This is a genomic window from Dokdonella sp. (assembly GCF_051958935.1).
Lineage (GTDB): Bacteria > Pseudomonadota > Gammaproteobacteria > Xanthomonadales > Rhodanobacteraceae > Dokdonella_A.
On the sequence record NZ_JBQCFP010000012.1, the window covers coordinates 17877 to 33376 of the forward strand.

General features: G+C 70.4%; 12 protein-coding genes and 1 pseudogene. 8 read left to right on the forward strand and 5 right to left on the reverse strand.

All coding sequences use genetic code 11. The features are described from left to right. The first annotated feature begins 44 nt into the window (after positions 1-44). From ACTHK2_RS01070 to ACTHK2_RS01080, 3 genes are all read left to right on the forward strand, one after another. Positions 45-2009 carry an alpha/beta hydrolase family protein gene (locus ACTHK2_RS01070; RefSeq protein ID WP_440243807.1) on the forward strand — a complete coding sequence of 655 codons (1965 nt, stop codon included), beginning with the start codon at positions 45-47 and terminating at the stop codon, positions 2007-2009. 166 nt (positions 2010-2175) lie between these two features. Beyond that, the gene (locus tag ACTHK2_RS01075; RefSeq protein ID WP_440243809.1) at positions 2176-2400 is read left to right on the forward strand and encodes a hypothetical protein; all 225 of its coding nucleotides are present in this window, start codon (positions 2176-2178) and stop codon (positions 2398-2400) included. 179 nt (positions 2401-2579) lie between these two features. Beyond that, a complete protein-coding gene (locus ACTHK2_RS01080) occupies positions 2580-3515 on the forward strand; it encodes a tetratricopeptide repeat protein (RefSeq protein ID WP_440243811.1) in 936 nt (311 codons plus the stop codon). A gap of 497 nt (positions 3516-4012) precedes the next feature. Here ACTHK2_RS01080 and ACTHK2_RS01085 read toward each other — a convergent pair whose 3' ends face one another. Beyond that, positions 4013-4396, reverse strand: a complete 384-nt coding sequence (locus ACTHK2_RS01085; RefSeq protein ID WP_440243813.1) for a nuclear transport factor 2 family protein — start codon at positions 4394-4396, stop codon at positions 4013-4015. 488 nt (positions 4397-4884) lie between these two features. Here ACTHK2_RS01085 and ACTHK2_RS01090 point away from each other — a divergent pair, with 488 nt between their 5' ends. Next, a complete protein-coding gene (locus ACTHK2_RS01090) occupies positions 4885-6222 on the forward strand; it encodes a choice-of-anchor Q domain-containing protein (RefSeq protein ID WP_440243815.1) in 1338 nt (445 codons plus the stop codon). 195 nt (positions 6223-6417) lie between these two features. On the opposite strand, the gene ACTHK2_RS01095 is transcribed toward ACTHK2_RS01090, so the two are convergent. Next, positions 6418-7062, reverse strand: coding sequence for a TetR/AcrR family transcriptional regulator (locus ACTHK2_RS01095; RefSeq protein WP_440243817.1), 645 nt, complete (start codon positions 7060-7062; stop codon positions 6418-6420). A 115-nt stretch (positions 7063-7177) separates the two neighbouring features. Between ACTHK2_RS01095 and ACTHK2_RS01100 the strand changes: the two genes are divergently transcribed. The 4 genes and pseudogenes from ACTHK2_RS01100 (at position 7178) to ACTHK2_RS01115 (ending at position 10133) form a co-directional block, all read left to right on the forward strand. Beyond that, positions 7178-8701 carry an FAD-dependent monooxygenase gene (locus ACTHK2_RS01100; RefSeq protein WP_440243819.1) on the forward strand — a complete coding sequence of 508 codons (1524 nt, stop codon included), beginning with the start codon at positions 7178-7180 and terminating at the stop codon, positions 8699-8701. Positions 8702-8937: 236 nt separating this feature from the next. Then, positions 8938-9303, forward strand: a pseudogene (locus ACTHK2_RS01105) (DDE-type integrase/transposase/recombinase); the annotation flags it as partial. Positions 9304-9468: 165 nt separating this feature from the next. Next, positions 9469-9840 carry a glutaredoxin family protein gene (locus tag ACTHK2_RS01110; RefSeq protein WP_440243821.1) on the forward strand — a complete coding sequence of 124 codons (372 nt, stop codon included), beginning with the start codon at positions 9469-9471 and terminating at the stop codon, positions 9838-9840. Positions 9841-9917: 77 nt separating this feature from the next. Further along, on the forward strand, positions 9918-10133 hold the full coding sequence (locus ACTHK2_RS01115; protein ID WP_440243823.1) for a hypothetical protein: 216 nt from the start codon (positions 9918-9920) through the stop codon (positions 10131-10133). A gap of 149 nt (positions 10134-10282) precedes the next feature. Here the strand turns inward: ACTHK2_RS01115 and ACTHK2_RS01120 are convergent, their stop codons facing one another. From ACTHK2_RS01120 to ACTHK2_RS01130, 3 genes are all read right to left on the reverse strand, one after another. Beyond that, positions 10283-11764 carry a hypothetical protein gene (locus tag ACTHK2_RS01120; RefSeq protein ID WP_440243825.1) on the reverse strand — a complete coding sequence of 494 codons (1482 nt, stop codon included), beginning with the start codon at positions 11762-11764 and terminating at the stop codon, positions 10283-10285. Then, the gene (locus tag ACTHK2_RS01125) at positions 11761-12456 is read right to left on the reverse strand and encodes a hypothetical protein (RefSeq protein WP_440243827.1); all 696 of its coding nucleotides are present in this window, start codon (positions 12454-12456) and stop codon (positions 11761-11763) included. Before ACTHK2_RS01125 ends, ACTHK2_RS01120 begins: the two co-directional genes overlap by 4 nt. Positions 12457-12721: 265 nt before the next feature. Further along, the gene (locus tag ACTHK2_RS01130; protein WP_440243828.1) at positions 12722-15250 is read right to left on the reverse strand and encodes a winged helix-turn-helix domain-containing protein; all 2529 of its coding nucleotides are present in this window, start codon (positions 15248-15250) and stop codon (positions 12722-12724) included. Positions 15251-15500 lie beyond the last annotated feature (250 nt).

Consider the following 15500-nt stretch of genomic DNA (forward strand, 5'->3'; position numbering starts at 1 on the left):
CGATGACGTCACGCCACCGGGGGATTCTGGCCGCGATCGCAGTCATGCTCGCGCATCCTGCGCATGCGAGCGATGCCGACGCAAATGCGCTCGTTTCGTTTGCGGACCTCGCGCGCCACGAGCAGTTCCGCGAGGTGAAGATCTCGCCCAACGGCGACTACCTCGCGGCGGCCGCGGTCGTAGACGACAAGACCGTGCTGTCGCTGATCCGCCTGTCGGACATGAAGGGCGTCAACCTGCGCCCGCGTGACTCGCGCGAACTCGCCTCGTTCTGGTGGGTGGCGCCCGAGCGCGTGATGTACACGATCGGCGAGCGCGCCGGTGCGCTCGAGACGCCGGTGCCGACCGGCGAACTGTACGCGGTCAATGCCGATGGCACCGGCGACGGCGTGCTGTTCGGCTATCGCGCCGGCAACCAGGGGGCGACGCACATCGCGCATGCGACGAGCCGGCGCGCGTACGCGACGCTGGTCGACCCGCTGCGCGACGATCCCAAGCGCGCGCTCATCGCCACGTACTCGTTCAACAGCACCAATGGCGTGTTCCCGACGGTCGAGAAGATCGACCTCTACACGGGCGTGACGATGCCGGTGACGACCTCGCCGATGCGCGACGCCGACTTCATCCCCGACCACCACGGCGTGGTGCGCTTCGCGTTCGGCACCGACGTCGACCAGGCGCGCAAGGTCTGGTACCGCGCCGGCGACGACGCGAAATGGGAACTCGTGTTCGACGAGAACAAGGACGGCCAGCGCCTGCGGCCGCTCGGCTTCAACCGCAAGGAAGACAAGGTCTACTTCGACTGCGGCGGCAGCAAGGGCGTCGGCGGTGTCTGCACCTGGGACCTCGCCTCGCGCAAGCTGTCGACCTTGTGGAGCGGCACCGTCAGCGGCCCGCTCGAACTGGTGCCCTCGGCCGACGACAAGGACGCGATCGCCCTGCGCACGATGCCCGACCGCACCGCGACCACGCTCATCGATGCGCAGGCGCCCGAGGCGAAGCTGCTCGCCGGCCTCCTGCAGCAGTTCCCCGGCGAGGACGTGCGCATCACGAGCGCGACCCTCGACGGCAGCAAGATCGTGTTCGCGGTCAGCAGCGACCGCAACCCCGGCCAGTTCTTCCTCTACGACGAGAAGACGCGCAAGGCGAGCTTCCTGCTCGCGAACCGGCCGTGGATCAAGCCCGAGCAGATGGGCGCGATGGAGCCGATCGCACTGAAGGCGCGTGATGGCCTCGCATTGCACGGCTATCTCACGCGCCCGCCGGGCCACGAGCAGGCGAAGCACCTGCCGACGGTCGTGTACGTGCACGGCGGTCCGTACGGCATCCGCGACAGCTGGGAGTTCGATCCCTACGTGCAGGTGCTCGCGACGCGCGGCTACGCGGTGCTGCAGGTCAATTTCCGCGGCTCGGGCAACTACGGCTACGACTTCCTCAAGGCCGGCTACCGCGAGTGGGGCGGCAAGATGCAGGACGATGTCACCGACGCGACGCGCTGGGCGATCGAGCAGGGCATCGCCGACCCGAAGCGCCTGTGCATCTTCGGCGGCAGCTACGGCGGCTACGCCGCACTCGAGGGCGCGGTGAAGGAGCCGGACCTGTACCGCTGCGCGATCGGCTACGTCGGCGTGTACGACCTGCGCCTCATGTACACGCGCGGCGACATCCCGCAGTACTCGTCGGGCGAGAACTACCTCAAGCTCGTGCTCGGCGAGAACGGCGAGCAGCTGTGGGACCGTTCGCCCGTCGCGCACGCCGATCGCATCAAGGCGAAGGTGATGCTCGTCGTCGGCGGCCAGGACTGGCGCGTGCCGCCGGTGCAGGGCGAGGCGATGCGCTCGGCGCTCAACAAGGCGAACATCGATTACGAGTGGTTGTACCAGCGCACCGAAGGCCACGGCTTCTACGACGAGGACCACGCCGAGGACCTGTTCAAGAAGCTGATCGCGTTCCTCGACAAGAACATCGGTCCGCACGCGGCGGCGAGCGAAGCGCCTGCCACGAAGTAGCAACGAAAACCGGGTCGGAGTCGCCTCCCGGGAGGCGTCCACTCGTCCAGGCGGGCTGCTGCGCCGAAAGGCGAGTGCGATCCCGGTGCTTCCCCGGCGGTGCGATGTCGCAGATGGCCGCGTTTGTGCGTTCTCCGCCTCAGGACCCCTGGAGCGGATGAGGGACATGCTGGCAGCGATCGAACTGGACGAATGGCCGGAACAGGCCCATACGCATGCGCGCGTCGCGCACCCGAGGAACCCGCTCGGCGTATTCGACCCGCGCGAATGCAGCGCATGGGTCGACACCTTGCGTGCGCTGCGGGCGCTGCCCAATCGCACGCATGCGAGCGGCGCCGCCGCAGCCGCGCCGGCACACCGCGCGCCGACGAGCGAAGACACCGAGCCTTGAGCCCCAAGAGGTCGCGGCCAGCTTCCAGGGAAAGGACGCTGGCCGCGGCGTACGTCGCTGTGCCGAATGCAAAGATGCCGCCGGGCGGTGCCGCCGCCGCGTCGTACGAAATCATTCGTTGATTGTGGCGGCCGCTGGTGCTACGGTTTCGCCACACGAACCGAAGCCGGGGGGCGGCAATGAAGATCCATGCGATGACGTTCGTCCTGTGCGCCGCCGCGGCGGCTGTCGCGCCGCCGCTCCATGCCGCGACGCAGCTCAACTTCGCCGGCAACTACAGCATGCGGCCGCCGAGCCACGATTCGGAAGACAACACGGACCGCCCCGCCGATGAAACCTGGGGCACGCCCGAAGACGCGGCGCGCCCGGGCAAGAAGTTCTTCTACACGGGCGCGTACGCGTATCGCGAGGGTGACTACAAGTACGCCGTCGACATGTACGAAGTAGCGGCGTCGTGGGGCTACAAGCCGGCGCAGTACAACCTCGCCGTGATGTACCTCAAGGGTGACGGCATCGCGGTCGATCGCCCGCGCGCGATGGCTTGGGCCGCGCTGGCGGCCGAGCGCGGTGATCCGACCTACGTGCAGGCGCGTGAGCTGCTCTACGCCGATCTCTCGAAGGACGAGTGGGAGCAGGCGAACACGATCTGGCGCGATCTCAGGAGGACCTTCGGCGACGAAGTGGCGCTGCCGCGCGCGAAAGCGCGCTGGGCGCAGGTGCGCGCATCGATGACCGGCTCGCGCGTCGGCGGCGTCGGCCCGCTGATGATCGGTGCGGCGAATGCGGGCGGCAAGATGACGAAGCTCGTGAGCCCGCTCCACGGCGATGGCCGGCCGGAGCCGAAAGGTCCCAAGGGGTCCGGCAACAGCGAGGTCAAGCCCGGCAATTCGTCGATCAACGGTTTCGCCACCGCCGCATTCGGCGTGCTCGGCGGCGGCGGCGAGGACGGCTCGGTCGCCTATCGCCAGCTGTGGCAATCGGACGATCCGTACGACCCGAAATTCGAATGGCGCCCGGCGAGCGGCACTTCGCACGTCGGCGAGATCCAGCCGCTCGACGGCCGCCACGATGCGACGCAGGACGACGGCGAGACGCCGCCGCAGCAGGACCACTGACACCGATCCATCTCCCCCGCCGGCTGCCATGGAGGGCACGGCGAAGCGCGGCCATCGGGACGGCCGCGAGCGATGCGCGCGATCGCCTCTCTCTCCGGTCGCCGCGCCGCATCGGTCCGCACGCACGCAGGGAATGCGTGCGTGCGCCTTCACGCCGCTCCCGCCTCCAGGCAGGCCGGACGCGCGCAGCGCGGCCGGCATCGCATCGCCCTGCGGCCGACCTGCGGTCGTCCGGCCCACTCGGCTGCTCTCCGTGTGAAAGCAACGCTCTTCCCGTGTCGCGATGCGTTCAAGCCTCCCCTTCAAGGCTGCGCCCTGAGCCTGTCGAAGGGGAGGGTTGGGTGAGAGTGCGTTGTGGGAGCGACTTCAGTCGCGATGCTCTTCGACACCCGTCAGTCTGATCGGAGAGTGCATCGTGGGAGCGGCTTCGGTCGCGATGCTCTTCGACACCCGGCAGTCTGATCGCGCCTGAAACCGTTCCCACGACCAGCGCCCGGTCAGGGCTTCGACTCGATCGACGCATGCTGCGAATACACCGCATGCCAATGCCCGTCGCGGTAGACGAAGATGTCGGACGAGTTGACCCGCGCCGCCGCCGCGGGTTCGGTCGACACCCAGGTGAGGATCGCGGTGTCGCCGACGAGCTGCACGTCGGCGCGGCTCGGGTGCTGGTCCTTCCATTCCTTGAACCGCTTCGCCGTCTCCGGCGAATCGCCGCGCTTGCGCGCGCCTTCGACGAGCTGCGCCTTCGTCGTCGCCTTGCCGCTCGCGCTCACGGACGCATAGCCGTCCGCGAGCAGCCATGCGAGGTAGGCGTGGTCGCCACGGATCTCGGCCTGCGCCCACGCCTCGTCGGCGGCCTTCACCGCATCGGCGGTCATCGGCTCGATCGGCGATTCGGCGCGACCGTTCACTGCGACGAGGACGAGGGCGGGGATGACGGCGCGGCGAGACGAGGGTTCATGTAGGCTCCTGCGGTCGGCGAATATCTGCGGTGGCGACGAACATCGGAATGGCGGGACGCGCGACATGCGCTTCCGTCGCGGCGCCGATGCCCGGGCGAATGCTTCGACGATCGGCCGTCTCTCGTGACCGCGGGCAGCGGTCGACCGCAAACGCGGCGCCAGGGTCGAGCAGTGTGCGCGATCGACAGCGTTCCGGCTTATCCGCACGGCGCGCGCGAACCACGGGTCGCCGCACGCGATGGCGTACCGACTGGGAGCGCCCGGAAGCGCAATGCTCTTCGCGAGTACGAAGGGAGAGCGCTGCTTCCCCAGCGACCGATCGCCTTCATGGAAGCGAAGCACGTCGGACCTGGCACCCGCATCCGCTCCAAAGTAGAGTTGTACTTTTCGCCGGGGGAACCAGGATGGACATCCATGTCGGTCTTGCGCCGTACCACCGGGGCATGCGTCGCACCTTGGCGGCCTGCATCGCGGCCGTGCTTTCGGCGAGCGCCTGGTCGGCCGACGTGCCGGCGGGCTCCTACGTCGTCACCGACTGCGGCGACGCCGGCCCCGGTACATTGCGTGACGCGCTGGCGCAGCAGGTGTACGGCATCGACGTGACGGCCTGCACGCAGATCACGCTCGTTTCGGGCCCGCTCGTCGTCACGAGCAACACCGCCTCGATCAGCGGCGACCACACGCTCGTCACGTCGTCGGGTGCGAGTCGCATCCTCACGCATACCGGCACGGGCAACCTGTGGCTGCACGGCCTGGAGATAGCCGACGGCGCGGAGACGGGGACGCAGGTGCGCGGCGGCTGCATTGCTTCGCAAGGCAGCGTGCACATCGATACATCGATCGTGCGCGACTGCACGATCACCGGCACCACGGCCCAATTCGACCCCGGCGCCGCCTTCGGTGGCGCGATCTATGCGCGCGAAGCGGTGAGCCTCATCCGTACGACCGTGCGCGACAGCACCGTCGTCGGCGGGCCTTCGACCTACAGCTCCGCACGCGGCGGTGGCGTGTTCGCGGGCGACACGCTCAGCCTGTCTAACAGCACGATCTCCGGCAACACGGTGGTCGGCGGTGTCGCCTATGCATACGGCGGTGGCGCCGTCGCGCAAGGCGGTGCCTACATCGGCTATTCGACGATCAGCACCAACACGGCACCCACCGCGGGCGGCTTGGCGGTCGGCAACGGCCTGTCAGCCTCGACGATCATCGACAGCACGATCTCCGGCAACACGGCGAACATGGGCGGCGCGGGCGTCCAGAGTTCGGACGCGCTGCTGCGCATCTGGAACAGCACGATCGCGTTCAACCACCTGGACAACGCCGGGCCGCCGCAGGTGCCGATCGGCGCGGGCGTCCGTTTGCACGGCAACCATGCCTACCTGGTCATCCACAGCTCCATCCTCGCCAGGAACGACAGCGCGGGCATGCCGGATGACCTTTCTTCGGTCGGTCCCGTCACGATCACCGGCAGCGCCGACATCATCGGCGCTTCCCTGTGGCCGGTGCCGCCCGACACGATCAGTGCGGACCCTTTGCTCCTGCCGCTCGCCGACAACGGCGGCGCGGTATGGACTCACGCACTGCACCCGGGCTCGCCCGCGATCGACCACGGCGACAATGGAATGCAGAGGGCGTACGACGCGCGCGGCTACGACTTCGACCGCGTCGTCGGCGCCGCGCCCGACATCGGCGCGTTCGAAGTGCAGGCCGGCGACAGCATCTTCGAGAACGGTTTCGACTGACGCCGAACCCCGTCGACTTCGTGGGAGCGACTTCGGTCGCGATGCTTCCCGAACTCGCCGCATCGGCCGATCGCCGCTGGAGCCGCTTCCACGAGGCTCCGAGCCTGCCTTTGCGGGGCCGCGGAAGCCGCGATGTTCCTCGCTCATGCGAAGAAGGCATCGCCGCTCCCGGAAGCGGGCCGCTACGTCGCGACGTCAGCCGCGACCATCGACTCGCACATACGGCGTTCCCGCGAGCGCCGCCTCGACGCCGGCGAAGCCGCGCTCCGTCACGCGCGCGAACGCACGTGCGGGTTCGCGCTTCTCGCGGAACGCGCGCAGCGCCTCGCCGTAGGCGACCACCAGTGTCGACATGAGCATCGATGCGGCGAGCCGCGCGTCGGCATCGTCGCGCCGACGGTCGGCCGACTCGGCGAGCATCGCCGCGAGATCGTCGGCCAGCGTCGCCTGCAGCTGGCGCGCGTGGGTGGTCAGCGCGGGACTCTGCGCGACCGTGCGCCAGAACCGCACCGGCCGCCGCGACATGCGGAACAGGGGATGGCGCTGCTCGAGCAGCGATCGCACGAGCGTGCGCAACGCGCGCAGCGGCGGCCGTCGACCGCGCGCGGCGAGCGCATCGCGCACCAGCGTGCGCGCGTCGTCCCCGCGATCGAAGACGAGGTCTTCCTTGCGCGGGAAGTAATTGAACACCGTCTTGCGCGCGACGCCGGCGGCGAGCGCGATCTCGTCGACCGACACTCCTTCGAAGCCGCGTTCGACGAACAGGCGCGTGGCGACGTTGGATATCGCCAGGCGCGTCTCTGCCTTCTTGCGGTCGCGCAGGCCGGGAGGATTCGACATGGCGCCGATCCTAGCAGGAAGGCAGGCTGGATAATACGTACACTCGGTGTAAGATTCCTGTCTTCGGTCGACCCGGCGCACGGGCGCGGCCGGCACCGTTTCGTGGAAGATCCCGATGCACGACATCGTCATCGCCGGTGCCGGCCCGGTCGGCCTGTTCCTCGCCTGCGAGCTGCGCCTCGCCGGCGTGTCCGTGCTCGTGCTCGAGCAGGCCGACGATCCGCGTTCGCCGCTCAAGCGCCTGCCGTTCGGCCTGCGCGGCCTCACCGCGCCCACGCTCGAGGCGCTGCACCGTCGCGGCCTGCTCGACGAGGTCGCGGCGCTGCACCTCTCGAAGGACGGCACGGCGAACGCGCGCATCGCCGCAGCCGCGCACTGGATCGGCCAGCCACGTCGCCCGGCCGGTCATTTCGCGGGCATCGTTTTCCACCACGACCGCATCGATGCGTCGAAGTGGCCGTATCGCCTGCCGGGCCGCGCGGGCACGAGCCTCGCGGTCGAGATGGAAGCGCTCGAACGCGTGCTCGCCGCACGCGCGCAGGCGCTCGGCGTCGAGATCCGGCGTGGCGCGGGCGTGGACCGCATCGAGGTCGCGCACGACGGCGTCGGCGTGCATGCGGGTGGCGCGCGCGTCGAGGCACGCTGGCTCGTCGGCTGCGACGGCGGCCGCAGCACGGTGCGCAAGGCGAGCGGCATTGACTTCGCCGGCACCGAGCCGGAATTCACCGGCTATTCCGTCGACGTCGACATCGCCGATCCGGACATGCTGCGTCCCGGTCGCCAGTACACGCCGGCCGGCATGTACACCTACACGCGGCCCAACACGATTGCGATGGTCGAGTTCGACGGCGGCGCGTTCCACCGCGTGCAGCCGATCACGCGCGACCACGTGCAGTCGGTGCTGCGCCGCGTGTCCGGCACCGACGTGACGCTGTCCGCGCTGCGCGTCGCCACGACCTGGACCGATCGCGCGTACCAGGCGAGTGCGTATCGCGCAGGCCGCGTGCTGCTCGCCGGCGACGCCGCGCACGTCCATTCGCCGCTCGGCGGCCAAGGCCTCAACCTCGGCATCGGCGACGCGATGAACCTCGGCTGGAAGCTCGCCGCGGCGGTCCGCGGCGACGCGCCCGCCGACCTCCTCGACAGCTACGAACGCGAACGCCGACCGGTGGGTGCGCAAGTGCTCGATTGGTCGCGCGCGCAAGTCGCGCTCATGCGCCCATGCCCGGGTTCGCGTGCGCTCGAGGCGATCCTGCGCGACCTCGTCGACACGCGCGACGGCGCGACCTACTTCGCCGAACGCGTGTGGGGGCTCGCGCTGCGATACGACCTCGGCGATGACCATCCGCTCGTCGGCCGCAGCGTGCCCGACTTCGCATTCGCCGACGGCACGTCGATGGGCGAGCGGCTGCGCACCGGCAACGGCGTGCTCGTCGATTTCGATGCGCGCGCGCCGCTACGGGCGCTCGCGGCGCGCTGTAGCGGTCGCGTCGACTACGTTGCCTGCGCCGCGCGGGAAACGCTCGGCTTCGGCGCCGTGCTCGTGCGCCCGGACGGGATCGTCGCCTGGGCCGCGGAAGGCGCGCCCGACCCCGATCTCGCGGCGCTCGCCACGGCGCGGTGGTTCGGCGGGGCCTGAGCAACGCAGCGCGTACGCGCCATTGCAGACCCGCAGTCGTCCTGCATGTGGGACCACGCACGCACCCGGCATCGATCGACATGCGGTCATCGTCGACAGGGCGGATACCCGCACCCGGCCACTTTCCATTCGACGCCGGAGCGGCGCGCCGTCAGCATCGACCGCACATCGATCAATCCCGGTATGCCGTTGCGTCGAGGTCGGCCGGAATCCGGTCGAGCTCGGTATGCCGCGATTCGGGTCCGGTTGGAAGCCGGCCGCGATCGGCTGAACGCCCCGCGCACGCCAGTGAAGTATGGTCGGTGGACTTCGTGTTTGACCGCACGGCCGACGGCCGCGTGACCAAGTGCCTGACGATCGTTGATGAGGCCGCGCACGAGGCGGCCGCGATCGAGACGGAGCGCGCAATCTCTGGCCACTGTGTGATCCGCGTGCTCGAACGCCTGGCGTTGCGCCGCGGTCTGCCGAAGATGATCCGATCGGACAACGGCAAGGAGTTCTGCGGCGAAGCGATGATGACGTGGGCGCATGACCGCCGCCTGCTCCTGCGCCTGATCGAGCCGGGCAAGCCGAATCAGAACGCCCACATCGAATCGCTCGACATTCCGCGTTCTCTGTTCATTTACATATGTTAAAGTATATTATGTGACGTAGTTTTCACTCCGCCATCACGGCGAGCGTATAACGGGCCTCCCAGCCACCCAGCGCCGCTCGCGCTCGAGGTTGCGATGAGATTGCCCAAAGCTACGCTCCCGGCGGCCATCCTCATGGCCTGTTTCATCGGCGGCCTGTTCGGTGCGCCGCTCGCGCGGGTTACCTATGCGCGCCTCTTCCCCGCGCCGGAATTCGTGGCGGGGGATTACTCCAAGCTCTATGCGGAGGCCGGCAAGCCGGTCGTGCTGTTCAGCACGTCGACGTGTCCGTACTGCAAGCAGACGCGGGCGCTGTTCGATGCGGCGGGGGTGCAGTACGCCGACTACGTCATCGACGAGTCGGAGTCCGCGGAGGAGAAGTTCAAGACCCTCGGCGGCACCGCCGTGCCGCTCGTCTTCATCGGCCCGCGCGAGATCCGCGGCTTTCGCGAAGCCGCGATCCGCAATGCGCTCGCGCTGACGCGCAGTCCGCCGCCGGCGGGATGACGCCCATGCCCTTTGGCATCGCGCGTCCCCGGTCGCGCGCGCTCTCCGACAACCCGGCCGGTGCGAAGGAGAACCCCATGAAGCTCCAAAACCTGACGTTCTGGTGTGCGGCCATATTCGCATTCGGGCTCGGCATCGGCATCGCCACGCCGGCGCTGGCCTCCTGCCTCGACGATTGCCGCATGGATCGCGTCGAATGCCGCCACGACTGCGGTTTCGCGCTGCCGCCGTACCAGGCGGCCTGCCTCGCGCAATGCGATGCGGCGTACGCGAGCTGTGCTTCCGGGTGTTGACCGCCCGCCGGGGGGCTCGGCCGCCTGGCCGAGCCCCGAGGCGGGGAACGCACGGCGCGTCGCTCCGTTTTCCCTCACCCGCCGCGCTGCGCGCGCCGGCCTTTCCCACGCGTGGGAGAGGCGACTGCGCATTCCTCGGCTGGTACGGCTCAGCGCGCGCTGCCCACCACGAGGTTGTCGAACACGCTCCACAGGTAATTGCCGTCGCCGTCGGCGACCGGGGCGCTGAACGTGAGCGTGCGGATCGGGCGGGTCGAGGCGAACCCTCGGAAGTCCTGCTGGCTGGTCGCGACGAACGTCTCGACGGTGCCGTCGTCGAGTTCGATGCGGATCGTCGTGGGCGGCTGCAGGTTCATCTCGACGCTGGTGGGGTTCTGGAACATCTGGCCCCAGACGTTGCCGCCGACGGCGGTGACGGGGGCGCCGGTGAACGCGATCGTGAGCGTCGAGGTGTCGCCGGCGGAGACATTGGAAAGTTCGCCGGCGCCGTCGAACAGGGAGAAGTCGCCGATGTCGTAGCTCGGCGCGGCGGTGACCGCGTACGGATACGCGCTGCCGAACGGCAGCGGGCCGTGCACGTAGCCGGTGCGCAGCGCGGTGAACGTGTTCGCTTCGTAGCCGGGCGCGACGGCGGCGAGGAACGCGGCGCGGGCGTCGAACGTGCGCAGCGCATGGCTGCACGTACCGTCCGCGTCGTCGTCGAAGCCGCTCGCGAAGAGGCGGTCGGCGGCGGCGCACGGCGTCGCATCGACGCTGAACAGCAGCGGGATCGCACGCACTGGCTGTGCCGGATCGTTGCTCGCGACGCAGAGCGCGGCGGTGTGGTCGCCTGCGGACAGGACGCTCGCGTCGAACGTGACGGCGACGTCGTCGCGTGCGCCCGCGGCGACCGCGCCGCTCGTGGATGCGAGCGCGATCCACGGCAACGGGACCGGCGTGCCGCAGTCGGGCGGCGTGATGCCGTCGCTGATCGTGGTGCTGAGCATGTAGTTCAAGGTGCCGGCACCGTCGTTGCCGATCGCGAGCGCCTGCTCGCTGTGCACGTCGCTGCCGGCGCGGACCGCGAGTTTCGATGCGGTCGCGACGATCGGCTGCGTGGGCGCGCCTTCGTCGGCCAGGGTGAGCACGAGGTCGGCCTCGTTCGGCGGATCGCCGTTGCCGTCGCCGAGCGCATGCACGGTGAGCGGCAGGTCGCCGCTGTAGCCGGCCGGCACGTCGAGGTCGACGATGACGATCTGTTCCTCGCCCGGATCGGGCGAGCCTGCGAAGCTGCCGCAGCCGTCGAGCGCGGGCCAGCCGAGCGGGTACCAGCCGCCGTCGCTCGTGCCCATGCCGTCGACGAGCGGATGCACGTCCGAGCAGAACGTGAAGGTGTTGCGCTTGCGCACGGCGGACAGCGTCACGCCCGGCGGCAGCTGGAACGTAAGTGCGTCGACGCCGGCGAACGCGTCGGAGACGACGTGCAGGTCGAGTAGGAAGCTGTTGATGCGGCCACGCGCATACGTGGTCGGCGTGCTCGTCCCATCGAGCGCGATATCGGCATGGGCGAGCGGCGTGAATGCGCAGGAGAAGAGACCGACGAGAACGGTGGCGCGCAGCCTGGACGCGGGAAGCAGGTTCGAGGCGATCACGGTGCGGCGCTCCCGATCACGAGGTTGTCGAGCGTGGCCCAGCGGTCCTGCGATTCGCCCGGCACGGGCGGGTCGATCTCGGGTGCGTCGACGAACACGCCGGCGATCGGCGCGGTGGCGGTGAACCCGCGGAAGTCGTTCGGGCCGGCGGTGTCGACGGTTTCGGTCGCGCCGATCGTGCCGTCCTGCATGAGCACGGTGAGCACGACCTGGCCCGAGGTCGGCTGCAGCGAGAAGTCCGACGGCCAGACGTTCGCGCCGATCGCGGTGAACGGCGGGTCGAAGATCGAGGTCGCGACCGAGATCGGGTCGTCCACGCGGTCGGTCGAGATGTACCCGGGGCCGTTGTAGAGCGGATGGGTCGCGAACACGCCGGTGAAGATCACGTAGTGCCAGCTGTCGCTGCCGTCGGTGTACTGGATCGGCTGCGCGGTGCCCGGCGCGATCTCGCTGAAGTCGTGCTCGGCGTAGCCGGGCGCGAGCGCGGTGAGGAATGCGGCGCGGTCGGTGTAGACGGTGACCGGGCTGCCGCCGCGGATCGTGTCACTGCCGCTCGCGAAGACGCGGTCGAGCACGCCGATGGGGAGGCTTGCGCGTGGCGCCCCGGCGCCGGAGCGCGAGGTCGTCGAGGCACTGGCCGCGCTTGCCGCGAGGGCGAGCAGGGCCAAGGTGGGTAGCCGGGTGGCTGTCATCGGATCGGGTTCCTGGGGATGAGCGGGTGCTTGCGCGCGGCCGCGGATGCGGCCGCGGGACATCGGCGCGCACTAGACGACGGATCGTGGGTCGCGTCCATTCGGCCCGCCTTACGATCGCCTTCCTTGCGGCTTCCGCCGCGGTTTTTCCTCGGAATTTCGTGGAGTTGGCGCTGGCGGAAGGAGGCTGGATCATCGGGCTCGGAAAGGGGGGATGGGACGCAGGTGGACGACAAGCGACCGAGGCCCCACCCGCCTCGCCCCGTCAATTTCCTCCGTCCCCTTTTCCTCCACCGTCAGTCGCCCGAGGGGTCGGCGCGAGCGTGAGCTCGACCGGGATCACGCGCTCGCCGGCGAGTTCGCGCGCCGCCGCGAGCGCGTTGCGCCAGCTGGTCGGCTCGCCGAGCGCGTGCGCGAGGCGCAGCTGGAGCAGGGCGCAGTCGTAGTCGTCGGCGGCCCAGGCGCCGACGCGGCCGGCCAGTGCGGCGGCGTCGCCGAGCCGCCCCAGCGCGATCAATGCGGTCGCCCATGACTGGATCACCCTCGCCATCGTGCGCGGTGTGCCGTCCGCGTCGGCGAGGTCGAGCGCCTGCCGCCACGCGCGGTCGGCGTCGCCGGTGTGGCCGAGCGCGAACGCGCGCTCGGCCTCGGCGAGGCGGCGGTACGGTGCGCCCGCGCGCGAGCCCGCGTCGGTGCGCGTCGACGGTGCGATCGCCGTGCCGGGCTCGGCCGCGGTCGGCGGCAGCACGCGCTGGCGCCAGAGGTTCGCCTTCGCCTGCAAGGTGTCGTCGGCGCCTTCGGGCATGAGTGAGGCGGGCAATGGCGCGGCTTCGCGCGCGGCGTCGTCGCGGCGGCCTTCGGCGAGCGCGAGTTCGACGCGCAGCACACGGATGCGCAGGTCGTCGCGCGACAGCGCGAGGTAACCCTGGTCGCCGGCTTCGACCTGCGCGAGCGCGTCGTGGACTGCGCGCAGCTGGCCGCAGGCGAGCAGGATGCGCGCGCGCATGAGCGTGAGCACGCGCAGCAGCAGCGGATCGCCGCCGCCGGCGGCGAGCGCCGTCGTGCGGTCGCTGGTCGCGAGCGCGGCATGGTTCTGCAACTGGTCGAGCTGCACGTCCTGCAGGCCGATGAGCGCGCTCTTCAGCGGACGCATCGCCGCGAACGCCTCGAACTGGCGCGCGGCGGCCTCGTAGCGTGGCATCGCCTGCGCGGCGGCGCCGCGCGCGGAATCGAGCAGCGCCCATTCGAGGTCGGCGCGCGCGACCGCGAGGCGGTCGCCGCTCTGCGCGAGCACGACGCGCGCTCGGCCGAGGTCGTCGGCGGCGGCCGCGTAGTCGTTCGCGATCGTGCTCGACGCGCCGCGGCCGAGGTAGGCCTCGCCGAGCGCGTGTTCGTAGTTGCCGGCGCCTTGTGCGGCGAGCGCGCCATCGAAGTCGGCGCGCGCTTCCTGCGCGCGGCCGAGGCGGATGCGGCCGGTGCCGCGCGTGATGAACACGCGCATGCGCTGGTAGGCGTCATCGCTCGACGGCTTGCGCTCGAGCAGGTCGGTGAGTTCCTTCTCCGCCGCTTCATAGTGGCCGAGGCGTTGCTCGACCTGCGCGTGCAGCAGGCGCGTCTCGCCATCGCCGCGTTGCGCCTCGGGAAGCGATTCGAGCGCCGTCTTCGCGCTCGCCGGATCGTCGGCGAGCAGCGCCGCGCGCACGCGCTGCAGGCGTTCGGCCGAACCCGCGTCGGCCGGTTCCGCCGGCACGTCGCGGCCGAGCGCGACGATGAGCTGGTCGCTCGCACGGCGCAGCGCGCCGACGAGGTCGTTGTCGGTCGCGCTCGCCTGCACGTCGCGCGTGCCGTCGAGCGCACCGTGCAGCGCGACGTTCCATGCCGCGTGGTCGCGCGCGACGTGGCCGTCGACGATGAGGCCGATGCCGGCATCGCGGCGCAGCCGCATCGTCGCGCCGTCGGCGTCGCTCTTTCCGGCGGTGAGCACGCCGAGCGTCGCTTCGCTCGGCAGCACCGCGAGTTGCGCGCGGCGCAGGCGATCGGCGACGAGATCCATGCCGCCGAGGCGCACCCAGGCGACGTCGGGCCCGCTTCCGACCTCGAGCGGGCGTACGGCGACGTGCAGCGTCGCGTCGCCGCCCGCGGAAGGCGGTGCGGTGGTGTCGGCGCGGTGGCGCAGGAACAGCGCGAGCGCGATCGACGCGAGCGCGAGCACCATGAGCACGCCGGCGAGTGCGTTGCGCGACATACGGCGCGCTCGCTGGGCTGCGGATCGCGCGTTGCGTGCATCGGGGGACGATGGCGGCATCGCCAATGCGGACGATGCCGTCGCGGGAACCGGCGTCCCCTTCGTCGCATCCGCCCCGACGTCGGCGGTGTTCGCCGCCGGCCCCGCGCCGTCGCGCATCGCAGCAGCTTCCTGCATCGGCGCCGCCATCGCCTTGCCCGCATCGCTCGCGCCGTTCGTCTCGACCGTCGTCGCGACGACCCAGCGGTAGCCGAAGCCCGCGATCGTGCGGATCGCTTCCTGCCGGTCGGCGCTGTCGCCGACGAGCCGGCGCGCGCGCAGGATGAGCTGGAACAGCTGCGTGTCGGAAACGTTGTCGCGCCGCCAGACCGCGGCGATGAGTTCCGACTGCGGCACCGCGCGCTCGCGATGCTCGATGAGATAGGTGAGGCACGCGAACGCGCGCGCGGGCACCTCGATCGGCTCGTCGCCGCGCCGCAGCTCCCGCTTGACCGTGTCGAGCCTGAAATCGCCGAAGCGGTAGACCGCGTTGACCATCGTCGCTTGCATGTGCCGATGCCCCGCACGCGTCGCCGGAGGCGCCCGCGCCGCGAGGGCGAACGCGGATTATAGCGGCGCGATTGCGCGCGTGCGGGGCAGTGCGGCGGGCACTCGCGCCGCGCCGCCCACGATGCGTGGCGGCGATGGTCGGACTCGCGCCGTGACGTCTCGCCTTACCGCGCGCTCGCGCGCTCCGTCCTACCGACAGGCTTCTCGCGACCCGCGCAGGCGGTACGCCCACCGCTTGTGCCGCCGCCTC